The following is an 18714-nucleotide window of genomic DNA, read 5'->3' as shown; positions in this document are numbered from 1 at the left end:
AAAAAACCGATCCTCGCATGAGGATCGGTTTTTTTGCTGGTTGATTAGGCCAAAGCGGATGTTTTAACAAGCGTCGGGTTTGGTAGATATCGTTCCGGGACGGACATGACATCCGCTGGAAGGCAGATGCCATGTCCAGAGTGGCTCTTAAAAAAGCAATGCTACATCGTGCGCACTGCTCCAATATGCGCACGATGCATGGTCCGGGGCATCCTTGGATAGCTGTCGCCCCCTATGCATATTTAGCGTCGCCCAGCTTTTCTCTTAAAGGTCCACATGCTCCATACCATGGAGCCGATAAGGATGAACAGACACCATCCTATTGCCCAGCCGATATGACCCTGGATGGAACCTCCCGTCAGCAACCCACGAATGGACTCGATCACCGGCGTGATCGGTTGATTGCTTGCGACCCCTTGCAGCCATCGCGGCATCGTCTCCGTAGGAACGAAGGCGCTGGAGAGGTAGGGGAGGAAGAGCAGGGCGAATCCATAGCTGCTGGCCGCTGCCGGACTGCCTGCAACGAGGCCGATGGCGGCATAAAGCCAGGTGAAAGCAAAGATAAAGAGCGCGATCAAGCCGATGGCGAGAATCCAATCCAGAAGTCCGGCTGAAGGCCTGAAACCAACGAGCAGAGCCACAGCGATAACGACGCCAGTTGCCAGCATGTTTCGGGCAAGGCTGGCTACCACATGTCCTGTAATAACACTCATGCTTTGAATGGGCATCGTCCGGAAGCGGTCAATGATGCCATTGGTCATATCTTGGGAGACATCGACGGCCGTGCTGGACGATCCGAAACCTGCGCATAGCAGAATGATTCCCGGCACCACGTAGTCTACATACTGTCCGCTGGGATCAATGGCGCCGCCAAATACATAGGTGAACAGCAGCATCAACATGATTGGCAGCATCATTGCCGTAATCATCGCCTCCGCGTTCCGGATGCTGTGACGCAAGCTGCGACCGATAAAGACGGTCTGGGTGACCGCGAAGGACGTTGTTTTTGTATTCGAAGCTGTTGCTCTCATGATATGATTTCCTCCAATTTCTTGTCGGTTAGCGACAGGAATACATCATCCATATTCGGTCTATGAAGACTTACGCGCGTCTCATTCGGTATCAGGCGAGTGAACTCTTGAAGCGTCTGCGCGACGTCCCCGATGCTGCCGCTTGTCGGAATCCTGTGAATCACCTCTTCGTGTTCGTTACGGAGCTCCAGCACTTCTCCTCCGACCCGGGCCTTCAGCTCGGCCGGGCTTCCCTCAGCAACGACTCGCCCGCCATCCAGGACCGCGATCCGATCCGCGAGCTGATCCGCTTCCTCCAAATACTGCGTGGTCAGCAGTATGGTGATGCCCTGGCTCTTCAATTGCAGAATGATATCCCACAGGGTACGGCGGCTGCGTGTATCCAGTCCCGTGGTCGGTTCATCCAGGAACAGCACGGGCCGCGGAACGACAAGGCTGATCGCAAGATCAAGCCGTCTCTTCATCCCGCCCGAATACGTCTTCACGCGCTTGGCGGCAGCAGCAGTGAGATCGAATTGTTCGAGCAGTTCGGCGGTTCGCAGGCGCGCTTCCGCTGCAGATAGACCGGACAGCCTGCATATCATCCGCAGGTTCTCTTCCGCAGTCAATACTTCGTCAACGGCAGCGAATTGGCCGGTCAGACTGATGGACTGCTGCACATCCTGCTTGTGATGGCGGAGATCAAATCCGTTAATCCTCACGCTGCCGGCATCGGGCGTCACCAATGTGGACAGGATGTTGATCAGGGTTGTTTTGCCGGCCCCATTAGGACCCAGAAGAGCAAATACGTTTCCTTGCGGCACGCCCAGGTCGATCCCGTCCAGCACGGTTTGGTGCCCAAAGCTTTTGCGAAGTTGCCGAATCTCAACAGCATAGTTACTCATTGTCAGAACATCTCCTTTAATTAATTGTATATATAATAAACAGTTTAATTGATAATTAGTATATAGCATAAACAGTTATTGTGCAATACGATTTTTTTGCGTTTGGAATGGTTTGATGTTCCAGGAGGATAGGGGTGTCGGGGCATAAAAAAAAGCCTGACGCGATGTAACAAAACATCAAGTCAGGCTCTTATAGGAATTAGTTCATGGTATATGCGATCTTATCGTTACGAACGATCGGATTCGTCATAAAGCTCCAGTTCAATGACGGTATTGCGTTTGTCGGGGAGCGGATAGGTGAAGTGTTCAGGCCGCGCGAAATTCACAAATGCGTCCTCGATGAATTCCGCTGCGCTCCATGGGCGGCTGAGGAACAATTCGTATCCGTCCGCGAGCAGACGGGCCTTCTTCACCTTGTCGGCCATGCCGATGAGATTGATCGGTCCGATGGACTCCTCAAAGACGTGGGCATACAGCTTATTGCCTTTTTGGGTGTACCGACCCCAATCCGGCTTCGGATAATCAGCGGCCGCGCAGCCATAGATGCTGTCGCCGTTCTTGCTCATCCAGTCACCGATTTCCTCCAGCACGTCGAGGCTCTCCCTCGGGATGACGCCTCTAGCGTCTGGTCCAACATTCAGCAGCATGTTGCCGTTCTTGCTGACGCATTCCACCAGCTTGCGGATGATCGTGGTTGCCGATTTGTAATTGCGGTCGGCGGCTGCATACCCCCAGTTGTTATTCAGCGTGATGCAGGCTTCCCACGGGATCGGGGCACCTGTCTGATCCACGACGCCGTGCGGCGGAATGATTTGTTCAGGTGAAGCGAAATCTCCACTGTAAACGGAAGGATCGGTAGTATAGATGCTGCCTCCGCTCTCGCCGCTGCCTTCGAGCCGGTTGTCGATGAGAATGTGCGGCTGCAGCTCGCGGATCATCTTCATCAGCTCGGTGGCGCGCCACACTTCGCCGCGCATGTTGCCATAGGAGAAGTCAAACCACATAATATCGAGCTTGCCGTAGCCTGTCAGCAGCTCTCGGACCTGCCCGTGCATGTAATCCAGGTATCGGTCGAAGTTTTTAGGATCGCGCTTGAAGGCTTCGTTCGCGCGCATGGGGTGAATACGGTCTCCATAGGCCGGATAGTCCTCATGGTACCAGTCGATCAGCGAGAAGTAGAGGCCGACTTTAAGGCCTTCTTCACGGAAAGCTTCCAGAAACTCCTGCACGAGGTCCCGCCCGGCTTTGGTATTCGTTGATTTATATTCCGTCAGCTTGCTGTCGAACAAACAGAATCCGTCATGGTGCTTGGCCGTCAGCACCGCATATTTCATGCCTGCTTTTTTGGCCGCTTTGGCCCACTCCCGCGGATTATAGTCAACGGGATCAAATTCATCGAAATAGGTCTGATAGTCTTCGATGCTCATCTGTTCCGAGCTTCGGAGCCATTCGCCTCTGGCTGGGATCGAGTAGAGCCCCCAGTGGATGAACATGCCGAAACGGTCGTTCTGGAACCATTTCACACGCTGGTTTCGTTCCTGGATGACTTGATTGGTTGGAGTGGTAGTCGTTGTCATGGATTCAAACCTCCGATTCTTGGAATTGTCGAGTTTGATTTTAACAAGAATGTGTTAGTATGAATAGATAATTACTTAACTCTGACGGGTATTATAATAACTTTAGAGGATAATCGAAGATGAAGAATGAACGAAATGAACATGAAGCCATTCAGCAGATGCTCCTGAACATGCAGGTTCAGATCTGGGAGGCCGAAAGAACGCAGTGCTGGCCGGAGTGGAAGGAATTCGACTACACCGTGTCTTACAACAAGCTCTATTTTATCCTGGATGGGGAAGGATGGGTGAAAATCGGCGATGAGGAGCTGTATCCCGTTCCGGGTCAATTGGTTCTGATGCCGGCACGGACCAGGCAATCCTACTCTGTCATCAGCGGCCGCCCCTATCTTAAATACTGGTCGCACTTCTCGGCGACCGTAGGCGATTCCGATGTATTTTCCTGGCTGAACGTTCCCTATTGCTATGATTTGTCGGGGAACGCAGAGATGCCGGCATTATTCCAGCAGCTGGTCGATGCGCATCGCTCCGATACCATCGCCGCGCGTTTGCGGGAAAAGTCGGTGATGCTGGACATCCTGTCCCGAGTGTTCGAACACCAGCACCCGCAGATTCATAAGGACAAAATGGAAGATATGGGCAGGCTCCACAAAGTGCAGCAGTACATTAAGAATCACCTGCATGAGGAGATTACGCTGGAGCAGATGGCGGGGACGCTGCATTTGCATCCGAATTATTTTATTAAGTACTTCAAGCGGCATTTCGGGATCACGCCGCAGAAATATTTAAGCCTTAAGCGGATGGAGCAGGCCAAACTCATGCTGAGAACGACCCCTCTGAGCATCAAAGAAATTGCGGACGCAACCGGCTTTGAATCGGCGAACTATTTCTCGAAAACGTTTCGTAAAGAGGTTGGTTACAGCCCCTCGGAATACCGGAACAATATATAGCAAAAAAGAGGCTATCCCAGAAATTCGATTCGGGGAAAGCCTCTTTTCTTCAGACCAGCTATATCTAAAAACCTTTTCCTCCAAGCGGTTTAAGCTTGAGCGGCTCCGCGCCGGCGATCAGCGGCCGTCCGCGCTGGAGCAGCTCGGACGTATCGGCTCCCTGCAATGAAGCGGCATGCGCGTCTTGGCTGCTCCACAATTCCGTGACCCATACGGCATTCGGATCGCTGTCCGAAACGTTGACGATATAGAGTTCACAATCTTTGTTATCGCTAAGCATCGCTGCTGCTTCGAGCAGGATCTCTGCAAGTTCATCCCGTTTTCCGGGATGGGCGATCAACTTTCCGTACATCGCGAATTTCTCCATCGGGTTCACCCTTCCTTTTTGGTCATGTCGCTTAACATGCGTTCGTAATGGAGCGCCATGCTTGTCGTGATTTCTGACAGTTTCAGAACAAGAGAAGCGGGCTCCAGAATGGTTAAAGATTTGCCATAAGGGAGAAGAAAATAGGGAACATAGGACGTCAGCGAAGACGTATCCAGTCGGAAATGGGCTTCTCCATCACAGCGTTTCACAAGCGTATGTCCAAATAACCAATGCTGACTTAATTCATTCAGAACATGCTCGTGGCCTTGGATGACGACATGGACCAGCCGTTCATGGCTGCCTTGATCGGGCAGCAGACTGCCAAGCAGTACATCCTTGGCCGAAAAATCAGCGGGCCTTTCAAATACATGTTCTGTCGGCTCCAGCCCAATGATCCGATCCACGCGGAAATTGCGAATCTCTTGACGCAGATGGCAGAAGCCGGCGGCATACCATTGACCCTTCCAGTGGATGATGCCGTAGGGGTCAAAGTTTCGGGTAATGCTGGCGCCTTCCCTGCCCTTCGAATACGTCATTTTCAGGGTTTGCCCGTGCGCCGCGGCACTTTCAAGCGTCTGAAGCAGCGGCCGCAGCCCCTTATGGACAGGAGGCTGCAACACCGAGACGCCGCCGCTGTGCCGTTCGATCTGAGAAAGCTGCTCTTCGTTCGTATACAGCTTCAGCTTGTCAATCGCCCGCTGCAGCGCGTCGGTAAACGGATAGCCGCTTTCTTTGGCAAAGATCGAAGCATGCACCAATGCCTTCTGCTCTTCTGCATCAAACATCAGTGGGGATTCGGCAAACTGTCCGAGGATCCGAAAGCCGCCGTTCGGCCCGGAATCGGCGATGATGGGCGCGCCGCTGGCGCATAACGAATCGATGCAGCGGTACGCCGTTCGAACATGGATTTCCAGTTCATCGGCAATTTGCTGTGCGGTCATCTTTTTGCCCGAGCGGAGCATCCACAGAATCGACAGCATATTATCCGCTTTAGACATCAAGCGTGCTCCTTCCAGATGGGGAGAATCCCCATGTTACTTCGAATAAATTGTATCCTTTTTACACGAGCGGGTCCATGCCCTTGTCGATCCAGGAATCGTAGGTCGGACCGTAGAGCTCGGGAATCCGCAGGCCGGCTTGTCTCATCAGCACCGTCATCTGTCCGCGGTGATGCGCTTGATGAACCAGGGTAAAATGCAGGAATGCCGCATTGGTCCAAGGCTCTCCGTCGAATTCACGGGTAGCGCGAAGATCATCCTCGCTCCATTGTGATTTCACGGCATCCAGAAAGGCATGCCGGATCCGGCGGTAGCTGTTCTGAATCTCGGCGGCGGAATCCGGGATTTCCTGCTCGCGGGACGGGCCTTCAAATTGTAGACCGAGCATGGTCATGTACTGAACCGACATGACCAAATGCCATGCCAGCTGACCGAGCGTGCGATGCTGATCCGTCATGGCGGTTTTGAGCGAATCGTCGGTTAATGCGTCCATGACTTGTTCCGTGATCCGTGCCTCTTTTAACCATTCTGTCGTAAAATCCTCTAGGCTCATGTTCATGTGTAAACCCTCGCTTTATATTAGGATGGATGCTGTAAGTCGAGTATATTACATCATTCCTGACAATTACGGTCAGTGATTATGGGGAGAAGATGAATTTATGTATTTCCGTGTTTAGCCGGAAATTATCTGCATGGTCTATAGAACCCTCTTCATTTATAATGTATGAGATTTAAAGATCGTGCCGGATATCGAATATAGGGGGTGTGCAGCATGCAGGACACGATTCGCGAAATCCCGGGGGCAGATCAATGGCTGACCGTTCAAACGGTTGCCAAGGGCTGGTCGGCAGATCGTAAATACTATGTTCAGGATACGGAAGGCCAGGAGTGGCTCCTTCGATTATCCGATATCTCTCAATATGAGCGAAAGCGGTGGGAGTTTGAAGCGGTAAAAAAGCTGGATCCTATCGAAATGCGAATGTCCCGTCCGATTGATTTTGGCGTCTGCCATGAGGGCAGGCAAGTATTTTCCCTGTTCACATGGGTTCCGGGAGAAGATGCAAGGGATGTGATTCCTTTGCTGGATTCTGAGGAGCAGTACCGGCTTGGCGTTCAGGCAGGCAGATATTTAAGCGAAATGCATCGAATTCCGGCTGAAAGCGGCTTTGATACGTGGGCGGTTTATTATCATTCCAAGATGGATAGGTACATCAAAAATTATGGGAGCTGTGGCATCCGACTCCCAGGTGCGGACAACATGATTCGTTATATGGAGGAGCATCGCTATTTGCTTGAGGAGCGGCCCTGTGCTTTTCAGCATGGGGATTATCATATCGGCAATATGGTGGTTACTCCAGAAGGTGAACTGGGCATCATCGATTTCAACCGGGCGGATTCCGGTGATCCTTGGGAGGAGTTTAACCGGATTACATGGGATGCCGTAATTAGCCCGTGGTTTGCATCCGGTCGTATTCACGGATATTTCCAAGGTGGAGAGGTACCGGATTCATTCTTCAGATTAATGGCACTTTATATCGCGAGCAATCAGATTTCCTCGATTCATTGGGCGATTCCCTTCGGAGAGCAGGAAGTGGAGGTTATGCTGAATCAGGCGCAAGAGGTACTGAACTGGTATGAGGGGTTTCAGACGCATATACCAAACTGGTATAAACCGATGCCGAGGTCGTCTTAGCCTATCATTGACAGGATAGCAATCTAGAAGAATTTATTGAAGCCACAGCATGATACGATAATAAAAAAACAGACGGAGGTTTGTACTCATGTCATCAGCGGATATTCGGTTTGTCGGCGGAAACAATATTGCCCTTAAAATTCCGAAGTACAAGTATGAGGAAACGGTGCATTTTTACAAAGAGGTTTTGCAGCTGCCTTATTTGGGCTTCAAGGATGGTTCACACCTCTTTCAGCACGGCCCCAACAATTTATGGCTGGATTGCATGACTCACTATGCTCAGCAGGATGTCTGGTTAGAGGTCACTACGGATCATCCCGAGGCGGCCGCTTCCTATTTGAGAGAGCGTCAGGTGGATCGCAGGGATGAGGTGGAGGTTTACGAGAACTCGCAGGGCTACTGGATATCCGATCCATGCGGGACGATCATTCGGGTGAATCCCAGAAAAGCAACCGAATAGGCGTGCGACCCGGCGTATGTGTTTGCCGTTGAAGACACGCATCCCTTGAGACTTGAGGTTATGTCGAAACCTCCAACACGCATCCGGAAGATTTTAGCTCACTCACTAAGTTTCATGAACCGGGACACAAAATCACTAATTTCCATGAAACGGGACACAAAAAACCAAGCACTTCCTATCCAATCCAAAGGTTGTGAGAGGAGATGCTTGGTTTATTCTTGTCGCTGTGAATTGACGCTACGGCTTCAGAACCACCTTGGTGCAGTCTTCTTCATGATCGCTAAATATCCGATAGGCATCGCTTGCTTGTTCCAGTGGAAGTCGGTGGGATACAATCTCGGTTGGATCAAATTCCCCGGCGGTGATCTTCTTGAACAGCTCCGGCATATAATGGATGACGGGGGCTTGTCCCATGGTAAGGGTAATGTTCCGTTCAAAAATATGGCCCAGCGGGAACATGTTGTACAATGAGCCGTATACGCCGGTCAGCTGAACGGTACCGAATTTGCGAACGGCATCGATGGCAATATCAATTGCGCTTAACGTTCCGCCCTGGAGCTTCAGCTTTTGACCGATGGCTTCCATGGTTGACTTCTTCCCGTCCATGCCGACGCAGTCGATCACAATATCTGTTCCGCCCTTGGTGATCTCGCAGATGTACGCGCCCATATCATCATAGTCTTCAAAATTGTAGATCTCAACGTTGTTCATTCGCTTTGCTTTTTGCAGCCGGTAAGGAAGGCGGTCCACGGCGATTACCCGTTTAGCCCCCTTCATCCAGGCGAATTTCTGGGTCATCAGACCGACCGGTCCACAGCCGAGCACCGTGACGGTATCGCCTGGCTTCACGCCGGCATTCTCCACGCTCCAATAGGCCGTAGGCAGAACGTCGGACAAGAAGAGAAGCGCCTCATCCTCCAATTCGCATGACTCGGGGATGACAAACGGCATAAAGTTCCCGTACGGTACGCGCAAATATTCAGCCTGCCCGCCAGGATAGTTGCCATAGCGTTCAGTTAAACCCAAGTAACCTCCGGTATGAACATCCGGGTTGCCATTGGAATTGTCGCACTGACTCTCCATATCGTGATTGCAATAGTAGCAGTGGCCGCAAGAAACATTGAACGGAAGAACGACGCGGTCGCCTTTTTTCACGCGGGTTACGTTAGCTCCGACCTCTTCTACTATCCCCATAGGCTCATGGCCGATCACGTAATCTTTAGTCGCAGGCATAGCCCCTAGGTATATATGAAGATCGGAACCGCAAATAGCCGTAGAGGTGATGCGGACGATAATATCATCCTGAGTCTGGATGGAAGGATCCTCCACGTGTTTGACCTGAATGTCTTTTGCGCCTTGAAATGTGACTGCTCTCATACGTTCCCTCCTCAGCGATGTACAGATGTTATCTTGTTAATACCCGATATGCACTTTTATTAACATCCCCATCGCTATGAATGCATATGCGCTGCTAGCGCAACAACATAGTTTGTGGAAGAAGAAAGGCCAATGCTGAACCATAGGACGATCACGGTGATAAGATTACTGCTGATTCCATAAATGGAGGGGCTTAGAGCAATGATGAATGAGGCTAATCGTTATTTGGAGAATCTTAGCTCGCAAGAACGGGATATACAAAACGAAGTGAATAATGAGCTGCTGACATTAACGAGAGAGAAGGGGGAGTGGACAGCGTGTCAAATGTAATTTCGGATTCACCGGACTCAGCGGACGTTATTTGATCCGATAAGAGCTAAACTTCGATTCTAGCGGACATGAGGTTCGTTATATGCTTAAAAAGTCCGTTTTTCCGCAGCGAAAAGGTTGAATAGCGGACTGGGTGTCCGTTACCATATGAGATTGGCCTAAATCGTGGCAAATAACAGATCTGTGGTCCGTTCGCAGCTGTTTGTTTGGGGATGCAGCTGTATGTTGGGGATGGCAGCCGTATGTTTTGAATGACAGCCGTTTGCTTGGGATGGCAGCCGTTTGCTTGGGATGGCAGGCGTATGTTTGGGAATGGCAGCGGTATGTTTGGGAATGGCAGCGGTATGTTTGGGGATGCAGCTGTATGTTGGGGATGGCAGCCGTATGTTTTGAATGACAGCCGTTTGCTTGGGATGGCAGGCGTATGTTTGGGAATGGCAGCGGTATGCTTGGGATGACAGCCGTTTGCTTGGGATGGCAGCCGTATGTTTGGGATGGCAGCTGTTTGTTTGGGGATGACAGCCGTATGTTTGGGGATGCAGCTAATAAGTGATGGGGCCGCATAGGGGCACACCCCCTGGGAAGGACCCGCGACCCCAAAATCCGCGATGTTCACAGCATATGTTTGTTTGTAAGGACACGCCCATGGCTGATTTATTCGATTAATCGAAGCTGCAGGCCAACATGGCCATTTTCTTCGGTCATCAAGCCGCCCCCAAGGATAAGCTTATGAATGGCGTAATAAGGGGGTTTTCATACAAACCAAAGAACGCGTATTGTCAGGGAGTCGGTTCTCCCGCCATACGCGTTCTTTTTTTAGAATATTACTTTTACTCTACGGACTGTGCTGGGTGTCAAAAGTTACACGAGCTTCAGATACTCTACGATCGTCAGCAAGCCTTGATCGAAATTCTCCAAATTAAAATGCTCGTTCGGAGCGTGCAGATTCTCGTCCGGCAAGCCAAAGCCCATCATGACGGCAGGTGCATCGAGCGTGCTGGACAGCTTCTCCACGATCGGGATGGACCCGCCATCCTTCGTAAAGAGGGCACGCGTGCCGTAGACATGCTCGAACGCGTCCGCGGCTTTTTGCAGCATCGGATGGGATGGATCGATGTTAAAGGCGAATGCTTTTTCCTTCGGCTTAAAGGTAATCTTCGATCCGACGGGAGTGTGGGCATGTAAGTGGGCTTCAATCGCGTCAAGCACCGCTTGCGGATCCTGGTCTGCTACCAGACGGCACGTAATTTTGGCATGGGCCTCCCTCGGAATGACCGTCTTGCTGCCTTCTCCTTGGAACCCTCCATATACGCCGTTCAGCTCAAGGGTCGGACGCGCTCCCACGCGTTCAACGAAGGAGAACCCTTCCTCACCGTACAGGGAATCGAGGCCGAGATCCTGCTTCAGCTTATCCTCGTCGAATTCCTGCTTGGCAAATTCCTCGCGCATTTCAGGCGACAGCTCGAGCACGCCGTCATAGAAGCCTTTTACGGCGACGCGGCCTTGCTCGTCATGAAGCGAGGAGAGCAGGGAGACGAGGGCATGCAGGGCGTTGGGTACCCCGCCGCCATATGTACCGGAATGAAGGTCGGTATTAGCTGTTTCCAGAGACAACTCCAGGGAGCATAATCCGCGAAGGCCTGTAGAAATGGCCGGTTTGCCAGGTGCGAGCAGGGACGTATCCGAGATCACGATGGCGTCAGCAGCCAGCTTGTCCTTATGGTTGTCAAGGTAGAGCGGGAGGTTCGGGCTGGACACCTCTTCTTCGCCTTCAATGCAGAACTTGATGTTGACCGGAAGCTCTTTCTCTTGCTTCAAAATGGCTTCAACGGCTTTGACATGCAGGAACAGCTGGCCTTTGTCATCCGTTGCTCCGCGTGCATACAATTTACCGTTGCGGATAGCCGGCTCAAAGGGCGGCGTTTCCCACAGATGAAGCGGATCTACAGGCTGTACGTCATAGTGGCCGTAGACGAGCACGGTCGGTTTGCCTTCGGCATGCAAATAGTCTGCCGTAATAATAGGGTGTCCTGCCGTTTGATGAACTTCCACATGCTCAAGTCCCGCTTCGGTCAGCTTGCCTGCGAGCCACTCGGCAGCCTTTGCCACATCGCCTTTATGCTCGGACAGGGCCGAAATGCTCGGAATGGACAACCATTCCTTCAACTCATTCAGATGGGTTTCGCGGTGTTCAGCGAAATACGCTTTATAATCAACGCTCATGATATAGGGATCCTCCTTCAATATACATTGGCATTCGATAGATGCCGTACCTTACTATTCTAACCGTTTTTCGAAGAATACGAAATATAGCGGGATTAATCTTGAATCGTGTCATGACTCTCTTCCGGCTGTTGTGATGCAAAATTGTCCAAAAGGTTTCTCCAGAACATCCGCAGCGCGGGACTGATCAGCTTATTGCGGTGGCGAACGGCATAAATCCGGCGCTCGGGCAGCCAGGACGGAATAGGTCGTGATTGGAGTTTCCCCTCTGCCAGTTCTTCTTGTATGGCAGCTTCTGCGATCATGCCATACCCCAGACGGTGCCGAACGGCTGCTTTCAGTGCTTCGGTTCCCGAGATTTCCAATGATATTTGAAGGTGGATATGATGTTTGTCAGCCCAGCGGTCAATAAGCTGTCTGCTGATGGAGCCTGGTTCATGCGAAACTAAGGGATGTTCGACCAGATCGCTCGGAATTAAATCACTTATGCTGGCGAAGGGATGATCCGAGGCAAATATAAGCACCAGATCATCATGGACCAGCGGCTGTACGATAAATTCCGGCTCATCTACTTGCGTGTTCGATATGATGCCTACATCGAGCTCGTATTTTTTGACTTTCTCGATGATATAAGCTGCCGGTCGGACATCCAACTGGATGGACAATCCCGGATAATTAAGTTTCAACTGTTGCAGAAACGGCGGTAACAGGTAGGTAGCGGGAGTATGGGTGCTGCCAATGGCGAGTACTCCTGCAGCGGTTCCGCGGAAGACATCCATGGTTGATGAAGCTTCCTCAGACAGGGAATGGATCTGCGATGCGTAATGATAAAAGGCTTGACCGGCTTCCGTAAGCTTGATGACATGGTAGGACTTGGTGTGAAACAGGGCAAGGCCAAGCTCTTCCTGCAGCTTGTTTAAATGGAAGGTGACGGTTGGCTGGGTAATGCCCAGCTTCTGAGCCACAAGGTACAGCTTCCTCAACTCCACGGTAAGCACAAATACTTTTAATTGCTGTAAGTTCATGTTGCTATCCTCTCTTTCCATTTCATCATTGATACTCTTAATCTTATCTAACATTTGATAGATATTATTTAACTCTTTGTTAACGCAGCGATAATTTTTAATTGAATTTGGCGCGTTATGCTGAAATGGAACCAAGAAGGAAATCAGAAACAGGAGGGTGACATGAACCAAAAAAGAGGCTTTAAACACGGGATATTCATTGCATTAACTGCGTTGATGATGATGTTGTCGGCTTGCGCGCAATCGGATGGACAGCAAACGGTTCGATCTCAGGAAACGACCGGACCTATTACCAGCGGAAGCGGAAGTACCGCCGGACAGTCGGACGTATCCTTGAACAGCGACGACGCAGAGGATACCGGAGAAACGATCTACTTATACGGAAATGATTTTGTAGATTTCATTGCTCCGAAGTTTATGGAAGAGACAGGCTTCAAGATAGAAGCCGTGCATTACGGCGGGGGAGAAGCATTGGCCAAAATAGAAGCCGAGCAGGGTAACCCGCAGTGGGACGTCCTGATGATGGATGGGCACGGCTCGGTGCGCAATTTGGCAGATCGCGATTTCCTGATGACTGACTGGGAGCCTGAGAATCTGGGGAATCTGTCCGAAAACGGAAGGAGTTATGTGCCCAAAGATTTTTCATACTTTCCTGTCGGCATTCATGCGGCCGGGGTCATCGCTTATAACACAACGCTGGTAACGCCGGAGAAGGCACCGACGACCTGGGAGCAATTTTTTGCCTATGACGGCCCTGTGGGTCATGCAGATCCGGCCGTAGCAGCGCCTGCCTATCCGCTTGTATCTGCTTTTTTTGAGCAATGGGGTGTCGAAGCGGCAGAGCAGAAATATGAGCAGCGTTTTAAGAAGGAGCTGCATGTCTACCCCAAGAATGGTCCGGTCGGAAAAGCATTGTTAAGCGGAGAAATCGAGGTTGCGGCACTCCAGGAGCACAATGCTTATGAACTGAAGCTTGCAGGTGAGCCTATTGAGGTGATATGGCCGCGCGAGGGTGCGCCAGGCAGCTTGCGTGTTGTAACGATCAGCAAACATACCAAGAACCCGGCAGCGGCCAAGGCGTTTGTGGAATATATGCTAAAACCCGAGACACAGCAGATGTTAACGAATCAGGATTCAACGGACAGCTTCTTTACGCCGCTCGCTGAAGGTGTGTCAACGCGAAGTGAACGTGAACCGAACGGAGCCTTTATGCTGCCTTCTGCGAAGTGGGCCTCAGAGCATGAGGTTGAGATCAAGACTTGGTTTGCGGATCAAAACGTAAGGTAGGCACATAACATGAATACTTCGGAAGCTCGCTATGGAGGCGGGGTAACCCTCCTCCTGTTTGTTTTTATTTTTCTGCCGCTGCTTGCCGTGCTAATCAACGTGATTTTCCCTGGACTCTTTTTCGGTCAGATCCAGTCCAGCAGCTTGGGCTTGATCGGAGACATATTTCATCGACCTCTGTGGAAACAATCCCTCCTGAATTCAGTCACATTAGCGCTGGGGACGGCTACGTTCGGTACGATCCTTGGAGGCGTACTTGCTACCATCCGGGCAAGATGGAACTTTGCAACAGCAAGATTGCTGGATATGACGGCGTGGGTTCTGCTGATCGCGCCATCGTTCATGATTGCACAGGGCTGGGTATTGTTTGCCAGTGCGGATGGACTGGTTCATCAGTGGCTGGGGCTGACATGGGTCACCTCATTTATATTTCAGCCTGCCGGACTTGTGTTTGTCATGTCCCTAAGCAAATTCCCGTTAGCTTACTTGGCTATTATGGCAGCTTCGGAGTGGAATATAAGGCAGTTCGGTTATGCAGCCAGGCTGAACGGCGCGAGGCCTTTCACCGTATGGAGAACCGTCGAATTGCCACTGGCACTCCCTTCTTATGTTGCGGGCTGGACCCTGGTCTTTATGGATTCGATCGGCGATTTCGGGCTGCCTGCCGCATTGGCAACTGTGTATAAATTCCCGACGCTGACCTACTCCATTTACTCGGCCATTTACCAGTCACCTGTACGTTTTGATATGGCGGGAGTGCTGGCATTCTACCTGGTATTGATCCTGGTGCTGGCGATGACTTTGCTGATGGTGACCCTCCGTAAATCCAGATTCGACTTTCTGAATGCGAGAGCAGTCAAAATGGAGAAGGTTAAACCGCGGTTTGCCTGGATGTACAATCTGTCCATTACGGTTTTTCTTTTCCTGAGTCTCGGGATTCCGATTGGGACGAGTGCAGCGGTATCTCTGCTGAAACAGGCAGGCGGAGGCCTGAATCCGGGCAATTTCACGCTGGATCATTATCGTGAATTATTTGCAGGACAGGCTGGGGATCACCGGCTGCTCGGTTATCTGGAAGGAATGTATCATTCACTCGCAATTGCAGCCGCAGCCGCATTGTTTAGCATGCTGATCGGGTTTGTTGTTGCCTACATGCTGACCTTCACGGAGTCTAGGCTAAAGCCCATGCTTCAGCTGTTCTCCATCATATCCCTCGCGGTCCCCGGCGTTGTGCTCGGGATTGGCTATATTTTCATATGGAATCAGAAATGGCTGGAGCCTTTAGGACTCCATTTATACGGAACCCCCTCGCTGCTCGTGATTGCGGGTATAGCCGGTGCCATCCCCTACGCAGTCAGGGTCCAGCTTGGAGCGTTCGGCAATTTGTCCGGCACGATGCTGAAGGCAGCCGCTATCCAAGGGGCGAGCATATTCGAACGGATGCGGGATATCGTACTGCCCATGGTGCGTCAGTCTTTGCTTATCGCGATCCTGGCTTCGTTTGGAACCAGCGTGTTTGATTTGGCCCTGGCCTCGATGCTGAAACCGGCTAATTATTCACTGATGCCACTGGTTATCGACAGAGCTTTTGAATTCTCGCGCTACGGCTATGCTACGGCTGCTACCGTTGTAAGCTGCGGCACCGTGGTGCTCATCATCGTACTGCTTCAAGCTGCGGGACGTCTTGTATTTCGATGGCTGGATGGCAATAGAATGCGGTAGACGGCAATGGGTATCGATAGACGTGATCCAACTTAGAAAGGATGGAGAGTGGAATGATCTTAAAGGTAAAGGGCGTATCGAAGTCATTCGGCTCGCAGCAAGTCTTGAAGCCGATCACGTTTGAAGTGAGGGAAGGGGAGCGCATTTGCATTCTCGGTCCATCCGGCTGCGGAAAATCGACGCTGCTGCAGATGGTTGCCGGACTGCAGGGCATAGATTCAGGCGAGGTAGAGATGGCGGGGGTCACCGTTGAACGGGGGAGACACTATATTCCCCCGGAGAACCGGCCCATTAATATGGTGTTTCAAGATTATGCCCTTTGGCCGCATATGACGGTGAAGCAAAATATGGAGTATGGGATGAAACGCCGAAAGTTAGACACTAAAGACAGAGCGAATACATTAGATCGACTCCAGTCGCTTCTGAAGCTGGAAGGCTTATTGGACCGCCTGCCGGCCCAACTGTCTGGTGGTCAGCAGCAGCGAGTAGGCATAGCGAGAGCGTTGGCAACAGAGCCAAAGCTGATATTAATGGATGAACCGTTGTCTAATCTGGATGTCAAACTTAGAACGGATATGCGCGGTGAATTAGCCAGATTGCTCGGCGAATTATCCATCGCTACCCTGTATGTGACGCATGATCGTATGGAGGCATTTACGGTCGCTGATCGAATCCTGATTTTACGGGATGGAGGAATTGACCAATTCGGAGAGCCGAGGGTGTTGTTTGAGAGACCGGCAAGCCCTTGGGTTGCGCAGCTCATGGGCTACCATAATCAGCTGGAAGCCAAACTGACCCAGGATGGACAGCCTATGGCCATGCTTGCCGGGAGTCCGATAGCCGGGCTCCGCATCGGCGTGGATAAGGGAGACGGCAGGGCCGTGATGATGGTCCATCCTGAATCCATCCGGATTTGGCGCGGCGAAGCTTCGCAGGAAGGGAGCCTGCTGAAGGTGACGGTGGTGCAGACGGTATACGAAGGAACAAGATGGAGAGTCATTGTGGAAACGGCAGATCAGCAGCCCATTCATTTATTCCATGATTGCAGCGTGGATGCCGGAAGCGAATTGTTGATACGACTGTCTCCGGATCAAACCATGATCTATGCAGACAGCAGTATGTTAGCCCCATGAGCGAGGTGTACGCGGTTTCGGATGTCCATGGTTACGGTTATCTGCTTGAAACTCTCCTGCGGCATGTACATTATGATCCGGAGGTGGACCGCTTGTTCTTGCTTGGGGATTATGTAAATAAGGGACCGGATTCAGCAGGGACACTGGATTATGTGGAGGAACTGCGAGATTCCGGTGCTATTGCGCTGCAGGGTAATAACGAACGCAAATGGCTGCATCACCGACCGGAACAAGCAGGGCTTGCGGCTCCCAGGCTCAAGAAGTATCAGCAGTTCATAACAACAATGCCGCTATGGACCGAGTATAATCAATTCTTGTTTGTGCATGCAGGCATTCGGCCCGGAATTCCGCTTCATGCTCAGAGCCCGGAAGAATTAACGGAAATTCGCGAGCCGTTTCTTCTGTCCCCCCGATGGTTGGATAAGATGATTGTGTTTGGTCATACTTCTACGTTTCGGTTGGGTGTACCGCCAGAGGAGCTCTGGTATGGCGACGGTAAGCTGGGTATCGATACCGGCGCAGGACACGGATATTATTTAAGTCTGATTAATCTGACCTCGGGTATACAGTGGTCCATATCGGTTATGCGGCCTGAGAACATTACGTGCCGGAAGATGAAAATAACGGGAGCATCCGGTCTTCCTAAATAATATACTTCCATATAAACAAGAAATACGCAGCATCGCTGTTGAATCGTGATGCTGCGTATTTCTATGGAGGACTCATCACCAGAGGGTTGATCAGAATTGATCCCAGCCATTTCCAATGAGCTGGCGCTGCAGGAATGGCAACTGCTGCTGTTGTTGAATGAACTGCTGACGCTGTTGTTCTTGTAATTGCTGCTGCGAACGGAACTGCACTTGTTCTTGAGTTGGTAGTCGCTGTGGTTCAGCAGCATACGTTCCATGCTGCGGTTGATCCTGAGCCTGGAACTGCTGCTGGAACAACTGCTGCTGCTGCTGTTGTTGTAGCAGCTCATAATCACGGTTCACAGTGCCTTCTTGATGATAATAGTGCTGATTATGATGAGACGCATGAGGCTGATGTTTCATCTGTCCTTGCACTTGCCCTTGCTGCCGGCAGTTTTTGGGCGGCCCGATGACAACCGTGTCGGTGATCGGCGCCAAGGTCTCTTTGACTTTGGCTTCATCTAGGCAGTAGGTGTGAGCGAACACGCTGGCCGGCGTCAATCTCAAAAGATCCGAACCTCCAATGAATTCAGGCACCGGCGCGTCAAAGACCGCGATCAGGTGCGTGTTGTCAACCGTCGCCATTTCATAATGCCACCAGCCTTGGGGCACAAGCGCAACCTGACCCGGCGTTACCGTGAAGTTCAGCAGCTCCTTCGTAAACGGATTGATAAGGGAGACGATGGCTGAGCCGGAAACGACATAGACCAGCTCCGTTGCATTCTGATGGATATGCGGCTCCACTACGTTTCCGGTACTGAGATATATATCCAGCAGGGAAGCGTTGCCAAGCGTGTTTAATTCTTTTACGGAGAGAGAATTAATGTAATTCTGACTATCTTTTTTGAAAAAAGGGTTATTGCTCATATCGTAAGTATACCGAACGGAGGGAGAAGTGAAATCCATATAAGAGACCGCCACTATTGATTCCTGCCCTTCATAATGTAATAGGCGTTGACCCATAACACACG

At 51.2% G+C, this 18714-nt stretch carries 19 protein-coding genes; 9 read left to right on the top strand and 10 right to left on the bottom strand.

What is annotated here, in order from left to right; all coding sequences use genetic code 11:
- Nucleotides 1-242: 242 nt before the first annotated feature.
- The 3 genes from PAEVO_RS17060 to PAEVO_RS17050 form a co-directional block, all read right to left on the bottom strand.
- On the bottom strand, nt 243-1031 hold the full coding sequence (locus tag PAEVO_RS17060; RefSeq protein ID WP_165789679.1) for an ABC transporter permease: 789 nt from the start codon (nt 1029-1031) through the stop codon (nt 243-245).
- Nucleotides 1028-1915: an ATP-binding cassette domain-containing protein gene (locus PAEVO_RS17055; protein ID WP_100538614.1), complete on the bottom strand. Its 888-nt coding sequence runs from the start codon at nt 1913-1915 to the stop codon at nt 1028-1030. Before PAEVO_RS17055 ends, PAEVO_RS17060 begins: the two co-directional genes overlap by 4 nt.
- A 227-nt stretch (nt 1916-2142) precedes the next feature.
- Nucleotides 2143-3492: an alpha-L-fucosidase gene (locus PAEVO_RS17050; RefSeq protein ID WP_100538613.1), complete on the bottom strand. Its 1350-nt coding sequence runs from the start codon at nt 3490-3492 to the stop codon at nt 2143-2145.
- A 119-nt stretch (nt 3493-3611) separates the two neighbouring features.
- Between PAEVO_RS17050 and PAEVO_RS17045 the strand changes: the two genes are divergently transcribed.
- Nucleotides 3612-4439, top strand: a complete 828-nt coding sequence (locus PAEVO_RS17045) for an AraC family transcriptional regulator (protein ID WP_100538612.1) — start codon at nt 3612-3614, stop codon at nt 4437-4439.
- A 64-nt stretch (nt 4440-4503) separates the two neighbouring features.
- Here the strand turns inward: PAEVO_RS17045 and PAEVO_RS17040 are convergent, their stop codons facing one another.
- From PAEVO_RS17040 to PAEVO_RS17030, 3 genes are all read right to left on the bottom strand, one after another.
- On the bottom strand, nt 4504-4806 hold the full coding sequence (locus tag PAEVO_RS17040) for a putative quinol monooxygenase (protein WP_100538611.1): 303 nt from the start codon (nt 4804-4806) through the stop codon (nt 4504-4506).
- 5 nt (nt 4807-4811) lie between these two features.
- Nucleotides 4812-5804: a helix-turn-helix transcriptional regulator gene (locus PAEVO_RS17035; RefSeq protein ID WP_100538610.1), complete on the bottom strand. Its 993-nt coding sequence runs from the start codon at nt 5802-5804 to the stop codon at nt 4812-4814.
- 61 nt (nt 5805-5865) lie between these two features.
- On the bottom strand, nt 5866-6363 hold the full coding sequence (locus PAEVO_RS17030) for a DinB family protein (protein WP_100538609.1): 498 nt from the start codon (nt 6361-6363) through the stop codon (nt 5866-5868).
- Between the two features lie 213 nt (nt 6364-6576).
- Here PAEVO_RS17030 and PAEVO_RS17025 point away from each other — a divergent pair, with 213 nt between their 5' ends.
- Both PAEVO_RS17025 and PAEVO_RS17020 read left to right on the top strand, forming a co-directional pair.
- A complete protein-coding gene (locus PAEVO_RS17025) occupies nt 6577-7497 on the top strand; it encodes a phosphotransferase family protein (RefSeq protein WP_100538608.1) in 921 nt (306 codons plus the stop codon).
- An 88-nt stretch (nt 7498-7585) separates the two neighbouring features.
- Nucleotides 7586-7957: a hypothetical protein gene (locus PAEVO_RS17020; RefSeq protein ID WP_100538607.1), complete on the top strand. Its 372-nt coding sequence runs from the start codon at nt 7586-7588 to the stop codon at nt 7955-7957.
- Nucleotides 7958-8194: 237 nt separating this feature from the next.
- Here the strand turns inward: PAEVO_RS17020 and PAEVO_RS17015 are convergent, their stop codons facing one another.
- Complete coding sequence (locus PAEVO_RS17015; protein ID WP_100538606.1) at nt 8195-9334, bottom strand: zinc-dependent alcohol dehydrogenase; 1140 nt, start codon at nt 9332-9334, stop codon at nt 8195-8197.
- A gap of 201 nt (nt 9335-9535) precedes the next feature.
- On the opposite strand from PAEVO_RS17015, the gene PAEVO_RS34670 reads away from it, so the two are divergent.
- The gene (locus PAEVO_RS34670; protein ID WP_279300458.1) at nt 9536-9664 is read left to right on the top strand and encodes a hypothetical protein; all 129 of its coding nucleotides are present in this window, start codon (nt 9536-9538) and stop codon (nt 9662-9664) included.
- Nucleotides 9665-9915: 251 nt separating this feature from the next.
- Complete coding sequence (locus PAEVO_RS33515) at nt 9916-10122, top strand: hypothetical protein (protein WP_133120333.1); 207 nt, start codon at nt 9916-9918, stop codon at nt 10120-10122.
- Nucleotides 10123-10525: 403 nt separating this feature from the next.
- Here the strand turns inward: PAEVO_RS33515 and PAEVO_RS17010 are convergent, their stop codons facing one another.
- Both PAEVO_RS17010 and PAEVO_RS17005 read right to left on the bottom strand, forming a co-directional pair.
- Nucleotides 10526-11887 carry a dipeptidase gene (locus tag PAEVO_RS17010; protein ID WP_100538605.1) on the bottom strand — a complete coding sequence of 454 codons (1362 nt, stop codon included), beginning with the start codon at nt 11885-11887 and terminating at the stop codon, nt 10526-10528.
- 95 nt (nt 11888-11982) lie between these two features.
- Complete coding sequence (locus PAEVO_RS17005; protein WP_100539490.1) at nt 11983-12912, bottom strand: LysR family transcriptional regulator; 930 nt, start codon at nt 12910-12912, stop codon at nt 11983-11985.
- Nucleotides 12913-13074: 162 nt separating this feature from the next.
- On the opposite strand from PAEVO_RS17005, the gene PAEVO_RS17000 reads away from it, so the two are divergent.
- The 4 genes from PAEVO_RS17000 to PAEVO_RS16985 are packed head-to-tail and all read left to right on the top strand — an operon-like array spanning nt 13075 to nt 17704.
- Nucleotides 13075-14199, top strand: a complete 1125-nt coding sequence (locus PAEVO_RS17000; protein WP_100538604.1) for an extracellular solute-binding protein — start codon at nt 13075-13077, stop codon at nt 14197-14199.
- 9 nt (nt 14200-14208) lie between these two features.
- The gene (locus tag PAEVO_RS16995; RefSeq protein WP_100538603.1) at nt 14209-15921 is read left to right on the top strand and encodes an ABC transporter permease; all 1713 of its coding nucleotides are present in this window, start codon (nt 14209-14211) and stop codon (nt 15919-15921) included.
- Between the two features lie 53 nt (nt 15922-15974).
- Complete coding sequence (locus PAEVO_RS16990; protein WP_100538602.1) at nt 15975-17054, top strand: ABC transporter ATP-binding protein; 1080 nt, start codon at nt 15975-15977, stop codon at nt 17052-17054.
- Nucleotides 17051-17704 (top strand): metallophosphoesterase, encoded by a 654-nt coding sequence (locus PAEVO_RS16985; RefSeq protein WP_100538601.1) that lies wholly within the window; start codon nt 17051-17053, stop codon nt 17702-17704. Before PAEVO_RS16990 ends, PAEVO_RS16985 begins: the two co-directional genes overlap by 4 nt.
- A gap of 90 nt (nt 17705-17794) precedes the next feature.
- Here PAEVO_RS16985 and PAEVO_RS16980 read toward each other — a convergent pair whose 3' ends face one another.
- The gene (locus PAEVO_RS16980; protein ID WP_100538600.1) at nt 17795-18664 is read right to left on the bottom strand and encodes a cupin domain-containing protein; all 870 of its coding nucleotides are present in this window, start codon (nt 18662-18664) and stop codon (nt 17795-17797) included.
- Nucleotides 18665-18714 lie beyond the last annotated feature (50 nt).

The organism is Paenibacillus sp. GM2FR, from assembly GCF_002803325.1.
In the GTDB taxonomy this organism is placed as follows: Bacteria; Bacillota; Bacilli; order Paenibacillales; family Paenibacillaceae; genus Paenibacillus_AQ; species Paenibacillus_AQ lautus.
The sequence above is the reverse complement of the archived record's forward strand: the minus strand, read 5'-3'. Positions and strand labels throughout refer to the sequence as shown.

Excerpts from the sequence above, each read along its gene's own strand:
- PAEVO_RS17060 (WP_165789679.1), bottom strand. The coding sequence starts at position 1,031 with ATGAGAGCAACAGCTTCGAATACAAAAACAACGTCCTTCGCGGTCACC.
- PAEVO_RS17055 (WP_100538614.1), bottom strand. The coding sequence starts at position 1,915 with ATGAGTAACTATGCTGTTGAGATTCGGCAACTTCGCAAAAGCTTTGGG.
- PAEVO_RS17050 (WP_100538613.1), bottom strand. The coding sequence starts at position 3,492 with ATGACAACGACTACCACTCCAACCAATCAAGTCATCCAGGAACGAAAC.
- PAEVO_RS17045 (WP_100538612.1), top strand. The coding sequence starts at position 3,612 with ATGAAGAATGAACGAAATGAACATGAAGCCATTCAGCAGATGCTCCTG.
- PAEVO_RS17040 (WP_100538611.1), bottom strand. The coding sequence starts at position 4,806 with ATGGAGAAATTCGCGATGTACGGAAAGTTGATCGCCCATCCCGGAAAA.
- PAEVO_RS17035 (WP_100538610.1), bottom strand. The coding sequence starts at position 5,804 with ATGTCTAAAGCGGATAATATGCTGTCGATTCTGTGGATGCTCCGCTCG.
- PAEVO_RS17030 (WP_100538609.1), bottom strand. The coding sequence starts at position 6,363 with ATGAACATGAGCCTAGAGGATTTTACGACAGAATGGTTAAAAGAGGCA.
- PAEVO_RS17025 (WP_100538608.1), top strand. The coding sequence starts at position 6,577 with ATGCAGGACACGATTCGCGAAATCCCGGGGGCAGATCAATGGCTGACC.
- PAEVO_RS17020 (WP_100538607.1), top strand. The coding sequence starts at position 7,586 with ATGTCATCAGCGGATATTCGGTTTGTCGGCGGAAACAATATTGCCCTT.
- PAEVO_RS17015 (WP_100538606.1), bottom strand. The coding sequence starts at position 9,334 with ATGAGAGCAGTCACATTTCAAGGCGCAAAAGACATTCAGGTCAAACAC.
- PAEVO_RS34670 (WP_279300458.1), top strand. The coding sequence starts at position 9,536 with ATGATGAATGAGGCTAATCGTTATTTGGAGAATCTTAGCTCGCAAGAA.
- PAEVO_RS33515 (WP_133120333.1), top strand. The coding sequence starts at position 9,916 with ATGACAGCCGTTTGCTTGGGATGGCAGCCGTTTGCTTGGGATGGCAGG.
- PAEVO_RS17010 (WP_100538605.1), bottom strand. The coding sequence starts at position 11,887 with ATGAGCGTTGATTATAAAGCGTATTTCGCTGAACACCGCGAAACCCAT.
- PAEVO_RS17005 (WP_100539490.1), bottom strand. The coding sequence starts at position 12,912 with ATGAACTTACAGCAATTAAAAGTATTTGTGCTTACCGTGGAGTTGAGG.
- PAEVO_RS17000 (WP_100538604.1), top strand. The coding sequence starts at position 13,075 with ATGAACCAAAAAAGAGGCTTTAAACACGGGATATTCATTGCATTAACT.
- PAEVO_RS16995 (WP_100538603.1), top strand. The coding sequence starts at position 14,209 with ATGAATACTTCGGAAGCTCGCTATGGAGGCGGGGTAACCCTCCTCCTG.
- PAEVO_RS16990 (WP_100538602.1), top strand. The coding sequence starts at position 15,975 with ATGATCTTAAAGGTAAAGGGCGTATCGAAGTCATTCGGCTCGCAGCAA.
- PAEVO_RS16985 (WP_100538601.1), top strand. The coding sequence starts at position 17,051 with ATGAGCGAGGTGTACGCGGTTTCGGATGTCCATGGTTACGGTTATCTG.